We start from the raw sequence: 18,090 nt of genomic DNA, 5'->3' as shown, positions 1-18,090 counted from the left end.
ATATGAGTAAAACGAAAGCAAAACCGAAAAAAGGTGTAGGACAAGGTACAGGAAGTAAAGGATGGAACCGTTGGCAATCAAGTGCAAAGAAAAAGGCAGCTGCCAAACCATACAAAAGTAAAGGTACAAAGAAGTAATTTAAATAACATTTGATTTCTTTGCTTTATACAAAACAAAATATAATTATTACAACAAAAAAGCTATGCCCTCATAAATTTGAAGGCATAGCTTTTTTATATTAAATCATTAAAATATCTCGAATTTCTTCCTCTGTGATTGAGGACAATTTCTCTTCTCCCGGCTCAATCACTTCAGCGATTAAATTTTTCTTACTTTCTTGCAGTTCATGCATTTTCTCCTCAATTGTTCCGTGGGCTACTAGCTTTATAACTTGCACTGTATTTTTTTGTCCCATTCGATACGCTCTATCGGCCGCTTGTTGTTCAACAGCTGGATTCCACCATAAATCGTATAATATTACTGTATCTGCACCAGTTAAATTAAGTCCGGTACCACCAGCTTTTAAAGAAATGAGAAATAGATTCCCTTCTCCTTCGTTAAACCGATCGCATAGCTCTACACGTTCCTGCGCTGGTGTACTCCCGTCTAAATAAAAGTATGGAATTGCTTGGCGATTTAACTCACGACCAATAATGGAAAGCATCTTCGTAAATTGAGAAAAAATTAATATTCTCTTTCCTGTGCTTCTACATTCCTCTAAAATCTCTAACAGTTGTTCAAATTTAGCTGAACTTCCTTTGTAATCATCAACAAATAAAGCAGGATGACAACAAATTTGTCGCAATCTCGTTAAACCAGCTAAAATTCTAATTTTATTTTTACGTAACGTATCTTTGTCTAAATGCTTTAACGTTTCTTCCCTTAACTTCGCTAAATAAGCAGCATAAAGACTCTTTTGATCGGGTAATAACTCCGATGATTGTAAGTGCTCTATTTTCTCTGGCAACTCATTTAATACGTCCCCTTTTAATCGTCTTAATACGAATGGTTTCACTCGCTTCGCTATATCTTCACGCCTTAAATCACCGAACTCTTTTCTTCCTGGTAATAATTCCGGGAAGACGACATGGAAGATAGACCATAGCTCTTCTAATGAATTTTCTACAGGTGTACCCGTTAGCCCAAAACGGTATTCAGCTTGAATTATTTTCACAGCTCTTGCCGTTTGCGTTGTAGGGTTTTTAAACGCCTGCGCTTCATCAAGGAATAGTGTATGAAATGGTCTTGCATACAATCTTATATCTCTTCTCAATAATGGATATGACGTAATTACGACATCAAATTCCGTTATATCTTTCAAAATTTTCCGGCGCTCTGCTTGAATTCCATCTGCAATAACTGCTCTAATATGCGGGGCGAATTTTTTCAATTCACTAAACCAATTATAAACAAGAGATGATGGTGAAACGACTAATATAGGCAGTTTCTTTTCTCGAATCTCAGGCAAAACAGAATCTATAAAAGCAATGCTTTGCAACGTTTTTCCAAGTCCCATATCATCTGCTAAAATACCTCCAAAACGGTAATGAGCAAGTGTTTTCATCCATTCGAACCCATATACTTGATACTTTCTCATTTCTGCATTTAAAGTATTTGGCACAGCAAATTTTAATTTTTTCGGGTTTTGAATGTTTTCTACTAACTCTTGAACAGAATCATCCAAACTTAAAACATTGCCTTCATGAAGTCCATTCATCCATTTTACACTCCGAATAAGTGGAACATTTACCTCTTCTCCATGTAAAAATTCTTTCCGAATACCTGATTCTTTTATAAACTGATTAATTTCATTAAACTCTTTACTCTCTAGGGATAAAAACGAACCGTTCGCCAATCGATAATATTTACGTTTCTCTTCAAGGGCCGCTAATACACCTTTAATTTCTGCTTCTGGTATTCCTTTTATATCAAAACGAAATGACAACCAATCAATTCTTTCTTTTCTTCTCACTGTAATAAGAGGAACTGCATCCCCTTTACTAATTCGCAATTTGATTGCTGTCGTCGCATAAATATCAACTAAACCTTTTAATGTTGGCACGACGTGATATAAAAAGTTATACTCAGCTTCTTCATTATGCATAAAGTAACCGCCTTCTGTTTTTGCAAAAGCACTTTCACTCATAATGTCTAAAATCTCTTTTTCCTTTTTCTCATCACGATTAAAAACAGACGGCTGTCCATCCTCTTCTAGCGGATTAATCATGACGTTCCCATAGTGAAATTCAAGACCTGCTAATAAGCGATTTTTCACGCGGTCTAAATACAATTTCGCTTTTAGCGAAGGGGTTTCAACACGATCCGATATTACTTCATCAATGTGTACAGTTCCGAGCTTCATTAATCCTGGTACAACTTTCGAGACGAAATGTTCCATCTTACTTTCTGGAATATAAAACTGATTACTATTTGAACGACTCATCATCTTTTGTAATTCAATAAGTCGCATACAATCTTCAATATGTAAGTGATATAATTTCCCATCGTAAAGTGCATTGTTATACATATCCATAACTTGTACACGATTTAGACCATCTATATGAAGTGTAAATCCACCATTATTTCCCTTCGTAAATTCAAAGTGTAACGGCAACAATCCTTTTGAAACTTGTAATCCCTGAAACAGTTGTTCATTTTGTTTCAGCTGTACATATTCAACTTTAGAAAGTGAAGAGAGCATATCTTTCCATGAAGCTGGTGGTATAAATATCATACTTTCATCTTGTTTCGCATGTACTTCTAGCGTATCTTCATACATTTTTTCGTTATGATACATTTTAATGAGCTGCTGAATAATCGCATCCGTTTCTTGTTTAAAACTATGTACATCTGGTGTATATGTAAATTCATTTGAACAATGAAAAGACTCTCTTTTCTCCACCTTAGAAAGAAATTCTCTAATATGATTTATGAAATACACTTTGGCAAGTTTCAATTGAATTCCAAGAAGAGCCCCTCCACTTCTCGTAGCTACTGGTGTACATATAAACTCAATATCTAATATTTCACGTGTATCAAAACGGTGTTGTTTACTTTTTGGCCTCAGTGGTTTGTCTGCAAACAGCTGAAACATACCACTTGTCAATTGATCATTTCTGTTACTAGTGGAACTCATTCCACCTGTTTGTTGATTATAGTTTATTTGTATTAATACTGCTGCAACATGTTGACAGTACGTTTGAAAAGACGCTAATGAAGGACAACTACATTTTGCAACAACATCACCCTTTTTAGCTTTTTCTACTGTAACATGGAAATCCTCGTTCCCTTTTACTGTCGCCTCGCAAATTTCTTTATTTTCATCATAATGATTTATTATCACTTTATTTGATTTATAATAGGCTTCACCTCTTTTATATGAGGTCTCTCCGCACACTTCTTTAATAATCGATTTATTCAATGTGAAACTCATCGCTTTGACACTTCCTTAATATAAAACCATTTTCTCTTACTTAACATTTTACATGCTCCACGAGAAAATATAAAATGTTGATTTAACAAAAAAGATGCTTATTTATAAGCATCTTCTTCACTCTATCTCCATCAACCTCTTCGCCTCAAAATACAACACTTGAATAAACTTCTTCGTATTAATTCGCGTATGACCAGAAGATGCGAGTTCATCTTTCGTCATTTCTGTCATACGTTTTCTAACTACGGTGAAATCGAAAAATTTTGGAGCATAGCTTTCAAATTTTGGATTTGAAAAGTCTGTTAATCCTAAAGAAGCCAAATGATTTAACGACTGATAAATAGCTCGACGTACTCTTTGTTCAGACGCTTTTTTCTCTTTATCAATATCCGCATCTAAAGCTAAATCCCCTAGCTTCCTTATCGTAATATGATGAAAAATTTCTTTTAACGCAGGAAAGCCAAACTCAAATGTCTGTGCCTTTTCTTGACCATATAAATATTCCAGCATACTAAGTAAATCTTTACTTCCATTCTCTCCCGCAATACCGAGTTCTGATAGTAAAAAGCGCCCTAAATCTCCTATCTTTTTTCCTTCTTGCACTGGTTCAGTACGCAATTGCGGTTTTTCCCACTGAAACACGTTATTTAATGATTTTTGAATATCATGTATAGAACGCTCCAATCTAATACGCTCCATCACTTTGCGTACAACAGATACAACTTCGATTTTGTTTAATGGTTTTGTAATATAATATTCTACACCAAGTGTATATGCCTCACCTATAAGCTGCTTCGATTCCACTTGAGAAATCATAATGATTTTCCCAGTGAAAGTTGACGCAATGTGACGAACTGTTTCAATTCCGTCCCTCATCGGCATCAACAAATCAATAAATAAAATATCTACTTTTTTAAAATTTAGTTGATCCGCTTCAATAAAAGCTCCGTCATCCGCCTCACCAATTACTTCTCCAAGGTCTCCATCTTCAATAATTTGCGAAAGCATCGAACGGAAAACTTCATCATCGTCTACGATATAATAAAACAAATCTATTCCCCTTCCCGCTTTAAACTATCCTCTGGTAAACAAACGATAAACTTACATCCTCTTTTATTTTCTCGGTCTTCTAATCTCACTTCTCCGCCTAGCTCTGTTACCATTTCATTTATGTAAGAAAGCCCAATACCAGTTGACGGTGTTCCCGTTTGATCATACTTGGAAGTAAATCCTGGCTTAAATACTAATTTCTTATACTTTTGTGCAATACCAGGTCCATCGTCAATTACTTCAAAAAATATATGTTGCTCTCTTTTATATAGCTTAATAATAACGACACCTTTATCTTCAATTGCTTCAACTGCATTCGAAACTAAGTTATTAAAGATTGATAGAACTGTATACACGTGGTATGCAGCATGCTCACCTTCTATATGTTTAGAAAAACGTATATCCTTTTCTAGCATTTCGGCATACTTCTCGTTTATTCTAACAATCATTTCTGCTAACTCATGTCCTTCTACATATTCAGCCACATTTTTATCTAATAACAGTTTAGATAACCCTGCAAATATCCTTTGATTATCCTTTTTTATTTCATGCACTTCCCCTGCTATTTTCAATGCTGTTTTACTACTTGAATCAGCGCTTACTTGTAAATTTCGATATAGTTGATATGCTTCTTGTGTAATTAACTCCGCATTTTGTAACGTCTTTTTCAAATGAACAGATTCTACATATAAATTAGAAAGATGCATTAACATATTTTCATTTTCTTTTCGAACTTGCGATTCTTTTAATTTCGTTTCATATAAATTCATCATATTTAAAAAACCAAGTGCAAAGAAACTACGAAAAATAGCAATAATGATGAGTTTATTTACTTCAGAAATCGTTATTGTTGTACCTAGTACTAACATGTGATAAAACGCAAGTTCTGACATACTTGCAACAATTTCAATTGAAATTCCAAGGCATCCAATAATGATTGGTTTCTGATGGAACTTATTTACCCTGCAAAGCGAAAAAAGACTGCCATAAATAAAATAATAGAAGAACACAGGATAACGCAAATAAAATGATTCTGTCATATGAAATGAACCTTGCATGATCCAGTCAAGGCATACTCGGAATAAGACTACAGATATCCCAACAAGAATACCTGCAACTCCTGCTGGTACTCTTCTTAAAAATAATAATAAAAAGAAGAATAGCGGTGTACCGAAGCTAACTCGAAACGTATCATTAAAGGGATGAAAGTTCAGCTCCCCAGCAATCGGAACAACGACCATTAATATAATTAAAAGGGACATATCTTTCTTCCATAATTGATTCCAATTCAAAGGTGACACTTCCTATACTTTTTTTCAGTAGTAAAAGCGAAAGCCCGCTTATTGTTATAAACGGGCTTTTTTTCTATATTCTAACCTTTTCTACCGCTTTTATTTGGCGATACTCTGGCTTCCACATTGCTTCTTTCACTGCCATCTTAATATCGTTATCACTTAAGTTCACTCTTGCAACACCTTCTGCAACTGCAACTTTAGCTACTTCAATTGCAACCATTTCTGAGATATTACGTAATTCTTCGACCTCTGGTAAAATAGGTGCTCCTGGCTGACTTGTATCTACCATACTTGCAACTGCTTCAGCAGCTGCTGCGAACATTCCATCCGTCATGACGCTTGCTCGTACTACAATTGTTCCAAGACCAAGCCCTGGGAAAATAAGTGCATTATTTGATTGTCCAATCACATACGTTACACCGTTATATGTAACTGGTTCAAATGGACTTCCTGTTGCAACTAACGCTCTTCCTTCTGTCCACTCGATTAAATCTGCTGGTTTTGCTTCAGCAAGTGGCGTCGGATTCGACATTGGTAAAATGATTGGTCTTTCTACGTGAGAAGCCATTTCTTTAATAATCTCTTCTTTAAATGCACCTGCAACAGTAGATGTACCAATTAAAATTGTCGGTTTTACATATTTCACAACTTCAGCAAGTCCGATCACATCATTTTGCTTCCACTCACTTACTTCTGCTTCTTTTCTTGCGTACGGAATTTGGAAATCAAGAAGATCTTCCATATTATCTGTAACTAACCCGTTACGATCAATACACCAGAAACGCTTATATGATTCTTCTTCAGATACGCCTACGCGGACCATCGCATCTCTAACTTGATCTGCGATACCGATTCCAGCCGTACCAGCACCAAATACAACAACACGGTGTTCACTTAGCGGTACACCAGAAGCTTTCACTGCCGATAATACTGCCGCAAGTGAAACTGCACCTGTACCTTGAATATCATCATTAAACGTACAAACATCATGACGATATTTATCTAAAATTTTTCGTGCGTTACGAGAGCTAAAGTCTTCCCAATGTAAAAGTGCTTTCGGAAATTGTTTGTTTACCGCTTGTACAAACGTATCAATAAATTCATCGTAAGCTTCACCTGTTATACGAGGGTGACGATTTCCAATATAAAATGGATTGTTTAATAGCTCCTCACGGTTTGTACCTACATCTAAAATTACCGGTAATACACGACTAGGATCGATTCCAACTGCAGCAGTGTAAACAGCTAATTTTCCGATTGCGATGTTAATACCACCAACGCCCCAGTCACCAATTCCTAATATACCTTCTCCATCTGTTACAACGACTAAATCAATGTTCTCAGCTGTTGCACCGATATTCGTAAATGCTTCTTCGATACCTGATGGATCGTTAATTGATAAATAAACACCACGTGGTTTACGATATTCATGACTATATCTTTGAATTGCTACACCGACAGTTGGTGTATATACAATCGGTAACATTTCACGTAAATGATCTGTTAATATACGATAAAATAATACTTCATTTCGATCATGTAACGCAGTTAAGTATACATTCTTTAATAAATCATCCGGCTGAGAACTAAATTGTTCGTATGCTCGGCGTGCTTGTTCTTCTAATGTTAAAACTGCTGGCGGTAATAACCCTTTTAAACCTAATTCTTCTCTCTCTTCTTGCGTGAAAGCTACCCCTTTATTTAAAAGTGGTGTTGATAATACTTCTGCTCCTCTTAATGTTGTTTCTAATGCACCATTAGAAGCTACTGTAAACTTGCTCATAACATCCCTACCTCTATTCATATATAGCATTTCTATATTGTAAACAAAAAAGAGGGGATTGTCCCCCTCTTCTTTTAATTTTTCTTTAAAAGAGTTGCTCCTGCAATCCCTGGGTGTGTCATTTCGAATGGATCTAGAATTAACTCTAAGTCTTCTTGTGACAATACACCATTTTTCACACAAAGTTCTCGAACGGATTGGCCTGTTGCAATTGCTTCTTTCGCAACGCGAGCTGCTGCTTCATAACCGATATGAGGGTTCACGGCTGTAATAATTCCTACACTTTTCTCAACATACTCTTTTAAGCGATCTTCATTCGCTTCAATTCCTTTTAAGCAATTATCTGTAAAGGCACGGAAACCGTTATTCATAATGCTAATCGATTGAAGTAAGTTGAAAACAAGTACTGGTTCCATAACGTTTAATTCTAATTGTCCTGCTTCTGAAGCAAGGCAAATTGTATGGTCATTACCAATTACTTGGAACGCAATTTGGTTAATAACTTCTGGCATAACAGGGTTTACTTTCCCTGGCATAATAGAAGAACCTGGTTGACGAGCTGGTAACATAATTTCAGCTAAACCAACACGTGGACCTGATGCCATTAAGCGAAGGTCGTTCGCAATTTTAGACATATTCATCATACATACTTTCAGTGCTGCTGATACTTCTGTGTATGCATCCGTATTTTGCGTTGCATCTACTAAGTCTTCTGCACCAACAAGTGGCAGTTCACTAATTGCAGCTAAATGTTTTACAACTGCTTCAATATATTCTGGATCTGCATTTAAGCCTGTACCAACTGCAGTTGCCCCCATATTTACTTCATATAAATGTTGACGCGATTGTTGAATTCGTTTCATATCACGCTCAAGTACGCGAGAGTATGCTTTAAACTCTTGTCCAAGACGAATTGGCACCGCATCTTGTAAATGTGTACGCCCCATTTTAATAACATGGTCAAACTGTTCTGCTTTTAATTCAAATACATCATGCATATAACCCATCGTTTGTAATAAGCCTTCTAATGCATTTAACGTTGCGATATGAATCGCCGTTGGGAATGCATCATTTGTTGATTGGGCCATATTTACATGGCTATTTGGACTAATATAATGATAGTCTCCCTTTTCCATTCCTAATAATTCAAGAGCACGATTGGCAATGACTTCATTTGCGTTCATATTCATTGAAGTACCTGCTCCGCCTTGAATTGGATCGACGATGAAATGATCATGCCATTTTCCATCAAGAATTTCTTGAGCAGCTTCTGCGATCACGCCACCCTTGTTCAATTCCAATCTTCCTACATCTGTATTAGCAAGCGCTGCTGCTTTTTTTACAATTGCGAACGCTCTAATTAAACCTTCATGGATTTTGTATCCTGTAATTGGGAAGTTTTCAACTGCACGCATTGTTTGTACGCCGTAGTATGCATAGTTTGGTACTTCTTTCTCACCTAAAAAATCTTTTTCAATTCGAACACCATTTTTAACTTCAGTTAATGTTGCCATGATTATTCACTCCTTAACGATTTCTTATGCTGCTTTTGTTTCTTTGACTGTTTCTACATATTGTTTTGCTTTCTCATTATCGAATTCGCCTTCCCACTTTGACATAACAATGGCCGCTAATGCATTTCCTAATACATTGACAGATGAGCGAATCATATCTAAAATGCGGTCAATTCCCGCAATTAACGCGATACCTTCTAGTGGTAACCCCATTGAACCTAACGTTGCTAATACAACAACGAACGATGCACCTGGAACTCCCGCCATACCTTTGGATGTTAACATGAGAACGAATAATAACGTTATTTGCTCCGTTAGTGACATGTGTACACCGTACATTTGTGCAACAAACAATGCCGCTAACGCTTGATAAATAGCCGATCCAGTCAAGTTAAATGTATAACCTGTCGGAATTACGAAAGAGGCAACTGCCTTTGGACAACCGAACTCTTCCATTTTTCTCATTATATTAGGTAAAACAGCTTCTGAACTTGCTGTCGTAAATGAAAGAATTAGTTCTTCTTTTAAAATTTTCATTAATGTAAAAATGTTTACGCCAACCATTCGTGCATTAATACCTAATACAATCACAACGAATAGTATAACAGTTACGTATACAGCTAGCACTAGTTTTCCTAAAGGAAGTAGTGTTGCTACACCAAATTTTGCAACCGTAACCGCAATTAAGGCGAATACACCAAATGGTGCAAATTTCATGACTTGATTTGTAACCCAAAACATCGCTTCGAGTACACCTTCAAAGAAGTTAAAGACAGGCTTTCCTTTTTCCCCAATTGCCGCAACTCCTAAACCGAATAATACTGAGAAGAATATAATCGGTAATAGGTCACCTTGTGCAATCGATTCAAATACGTTTTTCGGTACAATGTGAACAATTGTCTCAGCAAAACCTTTCTTCTCTGTTGCATCTGCTGTTTGTTTATAAGAAGAAATATCACTTTGCTGTAAATTACTCATATCAACACCAGTACCTGGTTGGAATATATTCGCTGCAAGTAATCCCATTAAAATAGCAATCGTTGTAATAATTTCAAAATAAAGAATTGTCTTACCACCCAGTTTCCCAAGCTTCTTCATATCTCCTACACCAGCTACTGCAACAATTAATGCTGAAATAACAATTGGTACTACAATCATCTTAATTAAGTGAATAAATATATCCCCAATTGGTGTGATATAAGAAATCGCCGTTTTATTGCCATAAAAGACTGCCCCTACTACAATCCCTAAAACAAGCGCGACAAAAATTTGTGTTGCCAATCCGAATTTTTTCATTTATGTTCATCCCCTTCATGCGAACGCTTTCAATTTGAATTTATAAAAGCTACTCACACATCTTATAAGCGAACCTACAAAATCATACAAAAACCTACAAGTTCGTCACAAAAAATTCAAATATTTTTCTTCTTTTTTTCATTGACACCATTTTGTTAAAAAACGATAAAATAAACTTGATAAGTAATCAGATTGTTTCGTATAATCAAAAAGATATATACTTAAAACAAATTAAAATGAAAAGGAGTGGATGGTATGAAAAGTTACGTGAAAAAATTCGTCCTATCTTCTTCTTTTCTTTTTCATTTTCTTAAAAAGGAACAAAGGCATTCGCCTTTGTTCCTTTTTTATTGCGATCTATATAGGGGGAATTGTTATGAGGTCATATAAACGTGTCTTAATTAAATTAAGCGGCGGTGCACTTGCCGATCAAACTGGAAATAGCTTTAACTCCAAACGATTAGAACATATCGCAAACGAAATTTTATCCATTGTTGATTTGGATATCGAAGTATCCATCGTCATCGGTGGCGGTAACATTTTTAGGGGGCATCTAGCTGAAGAGTGGGGAATTGATCGCGTAGAAGCTGATAATATCGGTACACTAGGTACAATCATTAACAGCTTAATGCTTCGCGGTGTTTTAACAAGTAAAACAAATAGAGAAGTACGCGTTATGACGTCCATTCCATTCAATGCAGTAGCTGAACCATACATTCGCTTGCGTGCAGTCCACCATTTAGATAACGGCTATATCGTTATCTTTGGAGGCGGAAACGGGCAACCGTTCGTGACGACAGATTATCCAAGCGTACAAAGAGCTATTGAAATGAATAGCGATGCCATATTAGTCGCAAAACAAGGTGTCGATGGCGTCTTTACAAGTGATCCAAAGCATAATAAATCAGCAAAAATGTACAGCAAACTAAACTATAATGATGTTGTTAGACAAAATATACAAGTCATGGATCAAGCAGCATTACTGCTTGCCAGGGACTACAATTTACCAGCACATGTCTTTAACTTTGATGAGCCTGGAGTGATGAAACGAATTTGTTTAGGGGAGCATGTAGGGACGTTGATTAATGATGATGCTTCATTGCTTGTGCATGAAAAGTAATTAGTTCTCATAAAAAAGGGGTGTCTATAAAAGACCCCCTTTTCTTTAAACTTTATAAATAAAAATCCACCAAACCCGCAAATTTCTCCTTACAACGCTCCCAAAAAGATAACTTCTCAAAAAACTCTTTCGTCATTACTTTCGAATCACGAAAATCCTCTGTTAACACTGTATTAACTTGCGCTACAATAGGACCACCATGAATATAAAAATTCATTTCATCATTTATATTAAAGCTACGCGAAGTAAAGTTTGTTGTGCCAATAACGGTTAATTCATTATCAATAAGCATTAATTTGCCATGGAACATTCCTTTTTTATAACCATATACAGTAATCCCATTATTAACAGCTTGACGTATGTATGGATACGCCGCTTCTTTTATAAGAGGTAGATCTGGTTTATATGACCAAAGTATTTTTACTGTAACACCACGCTTTTGTGCTGCGATTAAAGCATTCATTGATTCTTCATTTTTCGCTATAAAATACGGCGTTGCAATTACAATGGAGTGCTGAGCTTGTTTTATAAGATCTAAATATTTTTCAGCGACGTGATGCCCATTATAACTAACCATAGTATGTAATGTATTCCCTTTACTAGCTTTATTCGTACTTCTCTTTATATCTTCTTTCGTATCTCGTTTCCAATCTAAAGCAAATTGTTCCTCTAAATCTTTTGCACCTTCTCCTTTTACCCGTACATGATAATCTCTCCAGTACCCAAAGTGTTTATCTTTCCCTAAGTACTCATCTCCTATATTAAAACCACCTGTATAACCAATCTCTCCATCAATTGTTGTAATTCGGCGATGATTACGATGATGAAGGGAATAAAACCCGAATGGTAATTCCTGTTTTCTACTATATGTAAAATGCACACCATTTTTCTGTAATTCTTTTTTCATCTTTCTTTCAAATGATAAATCGTTAAGTAAATCGACAGATAAATATACGTTTACTCCTTCTCTTGCCTTTTCTTTTAATAAGTTTAAAAAAGTATGACTGCTTTTATCATCCGATAAAATAAAAAAATAAGTGTAAATAGATTGTTTCGCTTCTTTTATATCAGTAAATAACTGTTTATAAAATGACTTTCCTTCTACATATAATTGAAAATCACTATAATGAGGTGCATACTCTGTTGGCATGTTTTTCCCAGTTTCCATTTTCCTACCTAAAGTAACATCAATATGCATACAAATTAAAATAAAAGCGAAAATAGCAATAATAATAGAAGTAACTCGTAATATTTTTTTAATCATTTTGATTTCCTTCCGCTCATTTTTCTTTCCACCCTTCTATTTTGGCATTCAAATTCAGATTTCATGCTTCATACAAAAAAGGATGTGACTTAACGTCACACCCTTTTCATATTAAACAAAGTTTCTCGCATCATTATTTCTTCCAAACTTATAAATAGCAATTAAGAAGAATGCTACCGCAAAGGCGAATAAGATTAAAATGTTTACATACAACTCTGAAAATGGGATTCCTTGCTGTAGTTTTGCTATCGTGTCTAGCAACCAACGCTGCGGAAGGAAATCAGCTACTTTTTGTACCGCTTTTGGCATAATGTCATATGGAAAATAACATCCGGCAAGTAAACAAGTTGGTACAATGACCAGATTTTGCATCGTATTTGCCGATGCTGAGTTTTTCGAAAAAGCAACAAGAACTAATGATATTCCAATCGCTATTAAAGCAAATAGCATGAGTACGCCAATCATCACTATGAAAGGCATATTGATATTCGTATGAAAAACATTCGTTAGGAATAGGGTTGTAATTAGAATTTGTACTGTTAACATCATCATATTTACTCCGACATTAGATAATATAAATCTCTTCCCATCTATCGGTGTTGATAAGAGTCTAAAGTACGTTCTATTTTCTTTTTCTTTTAAAATAGAACCTGATAAGTTCGCTGCTGAAAACAGCATAAACATAATAAGGTAACCCATCGTTTGGTTTGTCATATCTTTATTTTTCGAAGTATCTTCTAGCGTTTCAGTTTTCATCTTAAATGCACTTTTTTGATACCCTGCGTACATAGTATCAAATGTACTTTGATCTGTTCCTGCTACTTTACTAATAGCTGCTACATTATCAATATAGTTATATAAATATGATTTTATAAATACTGTTACTTGATCACCTTTAATCGATGCAATCTCGATATGATTAGGTTTCCCTTCTCGAACACTTTTTGAAAAACCAGAATGTAATGTAATAACTCCATCAAGTTTTTTGGAAGTGAGTTTATCTTCTACTTCCGACTCCTTAACCTTACTCACTTTCACATGATTTAATCCTTCTAAGAACTTTATCGTATCATTTGCTATCAGCTCATTTTCCTTATTTACAATCCCGATATTTAACGTGCCTTGCCCCGCATTTCCGTATATCGAAAAAGAGATGAGTGTTCCGATTATCGGCAAACTAATAATAATGAATAACCCTTTTTTATTTTTCAAAAGGACAGATAGCGTTTTTTGTATGAGCCATAAAATATCTTTCATACTATAGCCCCTCCCGTCTACGTAATGCAATAATTGCAATTAATAAAAAGAGTGCTGAAATCCCAAGATTTAAACATATTACTGGCAGTGTCGCTCCTACATCGTTTGCATAAATAATTTTCATGACAGCTGTGTTTGCCCACGTTAATGGTGATAAGTTCGTAACTAAATTTTCTTCTACTACGAAGTATGCACCACCAAAAATAGAAGCTAACTGTATAACAACAAGAATAATTGCTCTCGATGATTCAGCTGTTTTCGTAATATACCCGATCCCTAAACCGAAGCTAATTGCTAGAAAGACTTGTGTTAATAAAATAATAAATATGATTCCAAGGTGGTCGCCCCAATTCGCTTGAAATACAAATTTACTAAATAACATGACAAGTAATACGCAAAGTGCGTTCGCTACTAGGCTACCAAGTACTTTTCCAATAAATATTTCAGCTTTACTTATAGGTGCAGCAATGAGACGATCTCCTGTTTTACGTATGCGTTCTCCTCGGATTAAAGAACTCGCTCCCATTGCAGCATATAATGCAATCATCGTTGTCATTACAACCGCATAGTAATCCATGGAACCTGGTTTTTTCGTAGCTTGTAAGGATGTTTCTTTTATATAATCATTATGATTTCCGTTTGAAATAACTGTGCTCACCTTAGTAGGATCTACTTTTGCAACTTCGGCCGCTACATTGTACTTATCAACAAATGTTGTAAGCATTCCTTCCACAATACTCCCCTCAATACTACTTTTGTCACTTCCGTACAATTTTGCACCATCTTTATTTAACTCTACATAAGCGGCATATTTATTTTGCTTCACTTCTTCTTTCCCATCTATACCTTCGGAAGCTTTTTTAAAATGAATACCCGATTTATCGACTTCTTTCGTAAATGCTTCGAACGATTGAGAAAATGTGCTACTCGCTTCATCTTTGTAGAGCACTTGTATATCTTTAATCGCTTGACTATCGCTATCAAATGCATTCGTTAACGCTGTTCCTAACACAAGCATAAGTACAACCGGAAATGCTAACATAAAAACTAAAGTTCTTACGTCTCTGAAATCTCTTTTAATATGCATAACTGCAATATTGAAGATGTTCAACTGATGAACCTCCCTTTACCTTTTCTTCATTTACTTTTTATTTATCTCGTAAGTTTCTTCCAGTCAACGTAAGAAATACAGTTTCTAAATTCGGTGCCTGCTCTTCTAACGAACGAATTTCAATATCGTGATTAATGAAATGCTGAATAATTTTATTTAAATTATTTAATCCTGCATCCGAGTTTACCTTGATTACGTTCTCTTCAATTTGAACAGCTTTCACACCGTTTATCTCTTTTAACTTTTCTACATCTAAATTTTCTACTGACTTCACTTCAATCCAAATATCTTTCGTATCTGTAATAATCGCTTTTAACTGTTCTTTCGTACCTTCTGCAATCACTTTACCGTGGTCGACAATTGCGATTTTTGTACAAATCTCTTCCACTTCTTCCATGTAGTGGCTCGTGTAAATAATCGTGCTTCCCATTTCATTTAATTTCCGAACAGACTGAAGGATATAGTTTCTTGACTGCGGATCAATTCCAACTGTCGGTTCATCCATAATAATTAACTTCGGTCTATGAGCAATTGCACAAGCTATATTCAGTCTTCGTTTCATCCCACCAGAAAAGTTTTTCGGGTAACTCTTATGTTTATCGCTAAGCCCCACAAATTGAAGTGCTTCCTCTACTCTTGCTTTTAGTTCAACCCCTCTTAACCCATACAATCCAGCAAAGAATTTCACATTTTCATAGGCAGTTAACTCTTCATAAATCGCAATATCTTGCGGAACGATTCCGATATTCATTTTTGCAAATCGATTATGTTTCTTTATATTTTTTCCTAGTATGCTAATTTCGCCTTCATTACTTCTTAACAAACCAGCAATCATATTTATCGTTGTACTCTTACCAGCACCATTTGATCCTAAAAAGCCAAATATTTCTCCTTCTTTAATAGATAAAGACATATTATCAACTGCGATAAAATCACCAAATTTTTTCGTTAAATTTTTAATTTCTAATGTATTCATCATTTCACCCCTATTTCGGTTTCTCTGCTATTAGTATAAACAAAAAGAATGAACCTGCTCAGTGCAGAAGTTCATTCTTTTCACATGAGATTATTCACTTTTTTCATATGAGATGGTTCATCTTCGTCCCATTCTCTTATATCGGCAACAACATCGTCACTAAAAAACCACTTGTTCCATCTACAATAATTTTTCCGTTTACAGACGCTGTTCGCTCCTCCATCCCCATAATACCGAGACCTTTCTTAACAAGGGCTGCGCCTTTTCCGTTATCCTTCACTTGCACCTTAACCATCTTGTTAAGTACATGAATATCTATAGAAATAACTGTCGCATCAGCATATTTCATCGCATTTGTTAATGCCTCTGTAACATTTTCACCAATAATTTTCCACTGAATGGGAGAAATCATATCTAAGTTTCCCTTATATACGAAAGGAATGTTTACATCATGCTTACTAGCAAACTCCTCTATGAATAATTTCATACGGTGAATGCCAATTTGCTCAGTTGGTGGCTTCATATTTTTTAATGTAATGCGAATACTTTCAATTCCATCTTTTGAAATGTGAATTGCATTTTGTAATAACTCCGCAGATTTTTCTTTATCTATCCCCATTAATCTCTTTGCTGCTTCCATTTGAATCAATGCGCCTGTCATCGAGTGACCAATTTTATCATGAATTTCTTGTGATAATCGATTTCTCTCTTCTAACTTAAATGTGTATTCTGATTGTCTTATGTACTCTTTATTTTCATGTAAGCTTTTCGTAAGTCGTTGCATATCTTTTCGCATCTTATCATTTTGCGATTCAAGCTTTACTACACGTGATATATATCGATCTGCCATAGTTAAAACGAGAAAAGAAAATGCAACAATTAATCCATAAGTCATTCGAATGCTTTCATCTGTAATTGTAATTGGAAGCATCATAATAACAAAGTGTGACCAATTCTTGTCTATGTAATGGAATGTAATTTCGTATAAATTCAAAGGTAAAAACAAAATAAAAAACGGATGAACCCTCCATGTTAATAACATAACTACACTAATTGAAATACAAATCAATATTTTTTTGTACGTATCTTTTTTTAATATAGAGATTAGCACGTTTACAGAAAGATATAAAAGCAAAGCAAATATAACCCATGGTAATTTCGTAACATTTGAATGTATGTAACTGAACACAATATATATAAAGACAATTAATTTACTTACAGTTAACCAAAATTCCATATCATTAATCTACTTTCCCTGTTAAGTAATAAATCGCAATTTGTGTGCGATGTTCAAGTCCAGTTTTCCCTAAAACTGACGTAATATAATTTGCAATTGTTCCCTCAGATATAAAAAGCTGTTTCGAAATTTCTTTATTTGAGAAACCTTTTGCAATTAATGCGATAATACTAAGCTCCCTTTCTGTGAAAAGACTCTTATCAATTTTACATTCTTCCTCTTTACTTTCCATTAAATTAGACTTAATTTTATCGAGGACAACATCTTGCATAACAGTTTGACCGTTATATACTCCTTTTATCGCATCACGAATACGCTCCGGATCGTTATTTTTTAATAAATAACCTTTCGCTCCGTTTTTTACTGCATCCAAAATATACTCATCATCATCAAACGTCGTTAAAATAAGCGGTTTTGTTTTCGTCTCTTCACAAATGAACTTCGTCGCCTCTACACCGTTCATATTTGGCATACGAACATCTAAAAGAGCAATATCAACTTCATGCTTTTTACAATACGCTACAGCTTCTTCCCCATCATTTACAGTATCTACTACTTCAAACTCTTCGTATGTATTTAAAATAATTTTCATGCCCTCTCTAATAAAAGAGTTATCATCTGCTATTAATATTTTAATTTTCATGTTTGTTAGTATGAATCTTTCCCTACTAACATTCACATCCTTTCTCCGTATAACATTTCCTACTTGCTCATTATATACTTCTCTTTACCATTTTTTCACACCTTTTTTCAT

Annotated in this window: 14 protein-coding genes; 2 read left to right on the top strand and 12 right to left on the bottom strand. The window is 35.0% G+C overall.

What is annotated here, in order from left to right:
* Positions 1-2: 2 nt before the first annotated feature.
* The gene (locus ACTFRH_RS05195) at positions 3-137 is read left to right on the top strand and encodes a DUF3934 domain-containing protein (protein ID WP_000047588.1); all 135 of its coding nucleotides are present in this window, start codon (positions 3-5) and stop codon (positions 135-137) included.
* A gap of 101 nt (positions 138-238) precedes the next feature.
* On the opposite strand, the gene ACTFRH_RS05190 is transcribed toward ACTFRH_RS05195, so the two are convergent.
* The 6 genes from ACTFRH_RS05190 to ACTFRH_RS05165 form a co-directional block, all read right to left on the bottom strand.
* Positions 239-3,433, bottom strand: a complete 3,195-nt coding sequence (locus tag ACTFRH_RS05190; protein WP_000011057.1) for a DEAD/DEAH box helicase — start codon at positions 3,431-3,433, stop codon at positions 239-241.
* Between the two features lie 117 nt (positions 3,434-3,550).
* Complete coding sequence (locus ACTFRH_RS05185; RefSeq protein ID WP_000500301.1) at positions 3,551-4,483, bottom strand: response regulator; 933 nt, start codon at positions 4,481-4,483, stop codon at positions 3,551-3,553.
* A gap of 2 nt (positions 4,484-4,485) precedes the next feature.
* Complete coding sequence (locus ACTFRH_RS05180) at positions 4,486-5,784, bottom strand: sensor histidine kinase (protein WP_080345681.1); 1,299 nt, start codon at positions 5,782-5,784, stop codon at positions 4,486-4,488.
* A 64-nt stretch (positions 5,785-5,848) separates the two neighbouring features.
* Entirely contained in the window at positions 5,849-7,561 is a 1,713-nt protein-coding gene (gene malS, locus ACTFRH_RS05175) for an oxaloacetate-decarboxylating malate dehydrogenase (RefSeq protein WP_033703526.1), read from the bottom strand.
* A gap of 74 nt (positions 7,562-7,635) precedes the next feature.
* Positions 7,636-9,075 (bottom strand): aspartate ammonia-lyase, encoded by a 1,440-nt coding sequence (aspA, locus tag ACTFRH_RS05170; protein ID WP_000224200.1) that lies wholly within the window; start codon positions 9,073-9,075, stop codon positions 7,636-7,638.
* A 24-nt stretch (positions 9,076-9,099) separates the two neighbouring features.
* Positions 9,100-10,371, bottom strand: coding sequence for a cation:dicarboxylate symporter family transporter (locus ACTFRH_RS05165; RefSeq protein ID WP_000713293.1), 1,272 nt, complete (start codon positions 10,369-10,371; stop codon positions 9,100-9,102).
* Positions 10,372-10,747: 376 nt separating this feature from the next.
* Here ACTFRH_RS05165 and pyrH point away from each other — a divergent pair, with 376 nt between their 5' ends.
* Positions 10,748-11,491, top strand: coding sequence for a UMP kinase (gene pyrH, locus ACTFRH_RS05160; protein WP_001258266.1), 744 nt, complete (start codon positions 10,748-10,750; stop codon positions 11,489-11,491).
* A 52-nt stretch (positions 11,492-11,543) separates the two neighbouring features.
* On the opposite strand, the gene ACTFRH_RS05155 is transcribed toward pyrH, so the two are convergent.
* From ACTFRH_RS05155 to ACTFRH_RS05130, 6 genes are all read right to left on the bottom strand, one after another.
* Positions 11,544-12,755 carry a phospholipase D-like domain-containing protein gene (locus ACTFRH_RS05155; RefSeq protein ID WP_000591910.1) on the bottom strand — a complete coding sequence of 404 codons (1,212 nt, stop codon included), beginning with the start codon at positions 12,753-12,755 and terminating at the stop codon, positions 11,544-11,546.
* A 111-nt stretch (positions 12,756-12,866) separates the two neighbouring features.
* Positions 12,867-14,012, bottom strand: coding sequence for an ABC transporter permease (locus tag ACTFRH_RS05150; protein WP_000651851.1), 1,146 nt, complete (start codon positions 14,010-14,012; stop codon positions 12,867-12,869).
* A gap of 1 nt (position 14,013) precedes the next feature.
* Positions 14,014-15,123 carry an ABC transporter permease gene (locus ACTFRH_RS05145; protein WP_001020191.1) on the bottom strand — a complete coding sequence of 370 codons (1,110 nt, stop codon included), beginning with the start codon at positions 15,121-15,123 and terminating at the stop codon, positions 14,014-14,016.
* 37 nt (positions 15,124-15,160) lie between these two features.
* Positions 15,161-16,099 (bottom strand): ABC transporter ATP-binding protein, encoded by a 939-nt coding sequence (locus ACTFRH_RS05140; protein WP_001093829.1) that lies wholly within the window; start codon positions 16,097-16,099, stop codon positions 15,161-15,163.
* 136 nt (positions 16,100-16,235) lie between these two features.
* On the bottom strand, positions 16,236-17,336 hold the full coding sequence (locus ACTFRH_RS05135) for a sensor histidine kinase (protein WP_000397656.1): 1,101 nt from the start codon (positions 17,334-17,336) through the stop codon (positions 16,236-16,238).
* Between the two features lie 4 nt (positions 17,337-17,340).
* Positions 17,341-17,979 carry a response regulator transcription factor gene (locus ACTFRH_RS05130; protein WP_000694093.1) on the bottom strand — a complete coding sequence of 213 codons (639 nt, stop codon included), beginning with the start codon at positions 17,977-17,979 and terminating at the stop codon, positions 17,341-17,343.
* Positions 17,980-18,090 lie beyond the last annotated feature (111 nt).

The organism is Bacillus cereus group sp. MYBK216-1, assembly GCF_051916495.1.
In the GTDB taxonomy this organism is placed as follows: domain Bacteria; phylum Bacillota; class Bacilli; order Bacillales; family Bacillaceae_G; genus Bacillus_A; species Bacillus_A thuringiensis_K.
Note: the sequence above shows the minus strand (reverse complement) of the source record. Positions and strands in the feature narration are given on the sequence as shown.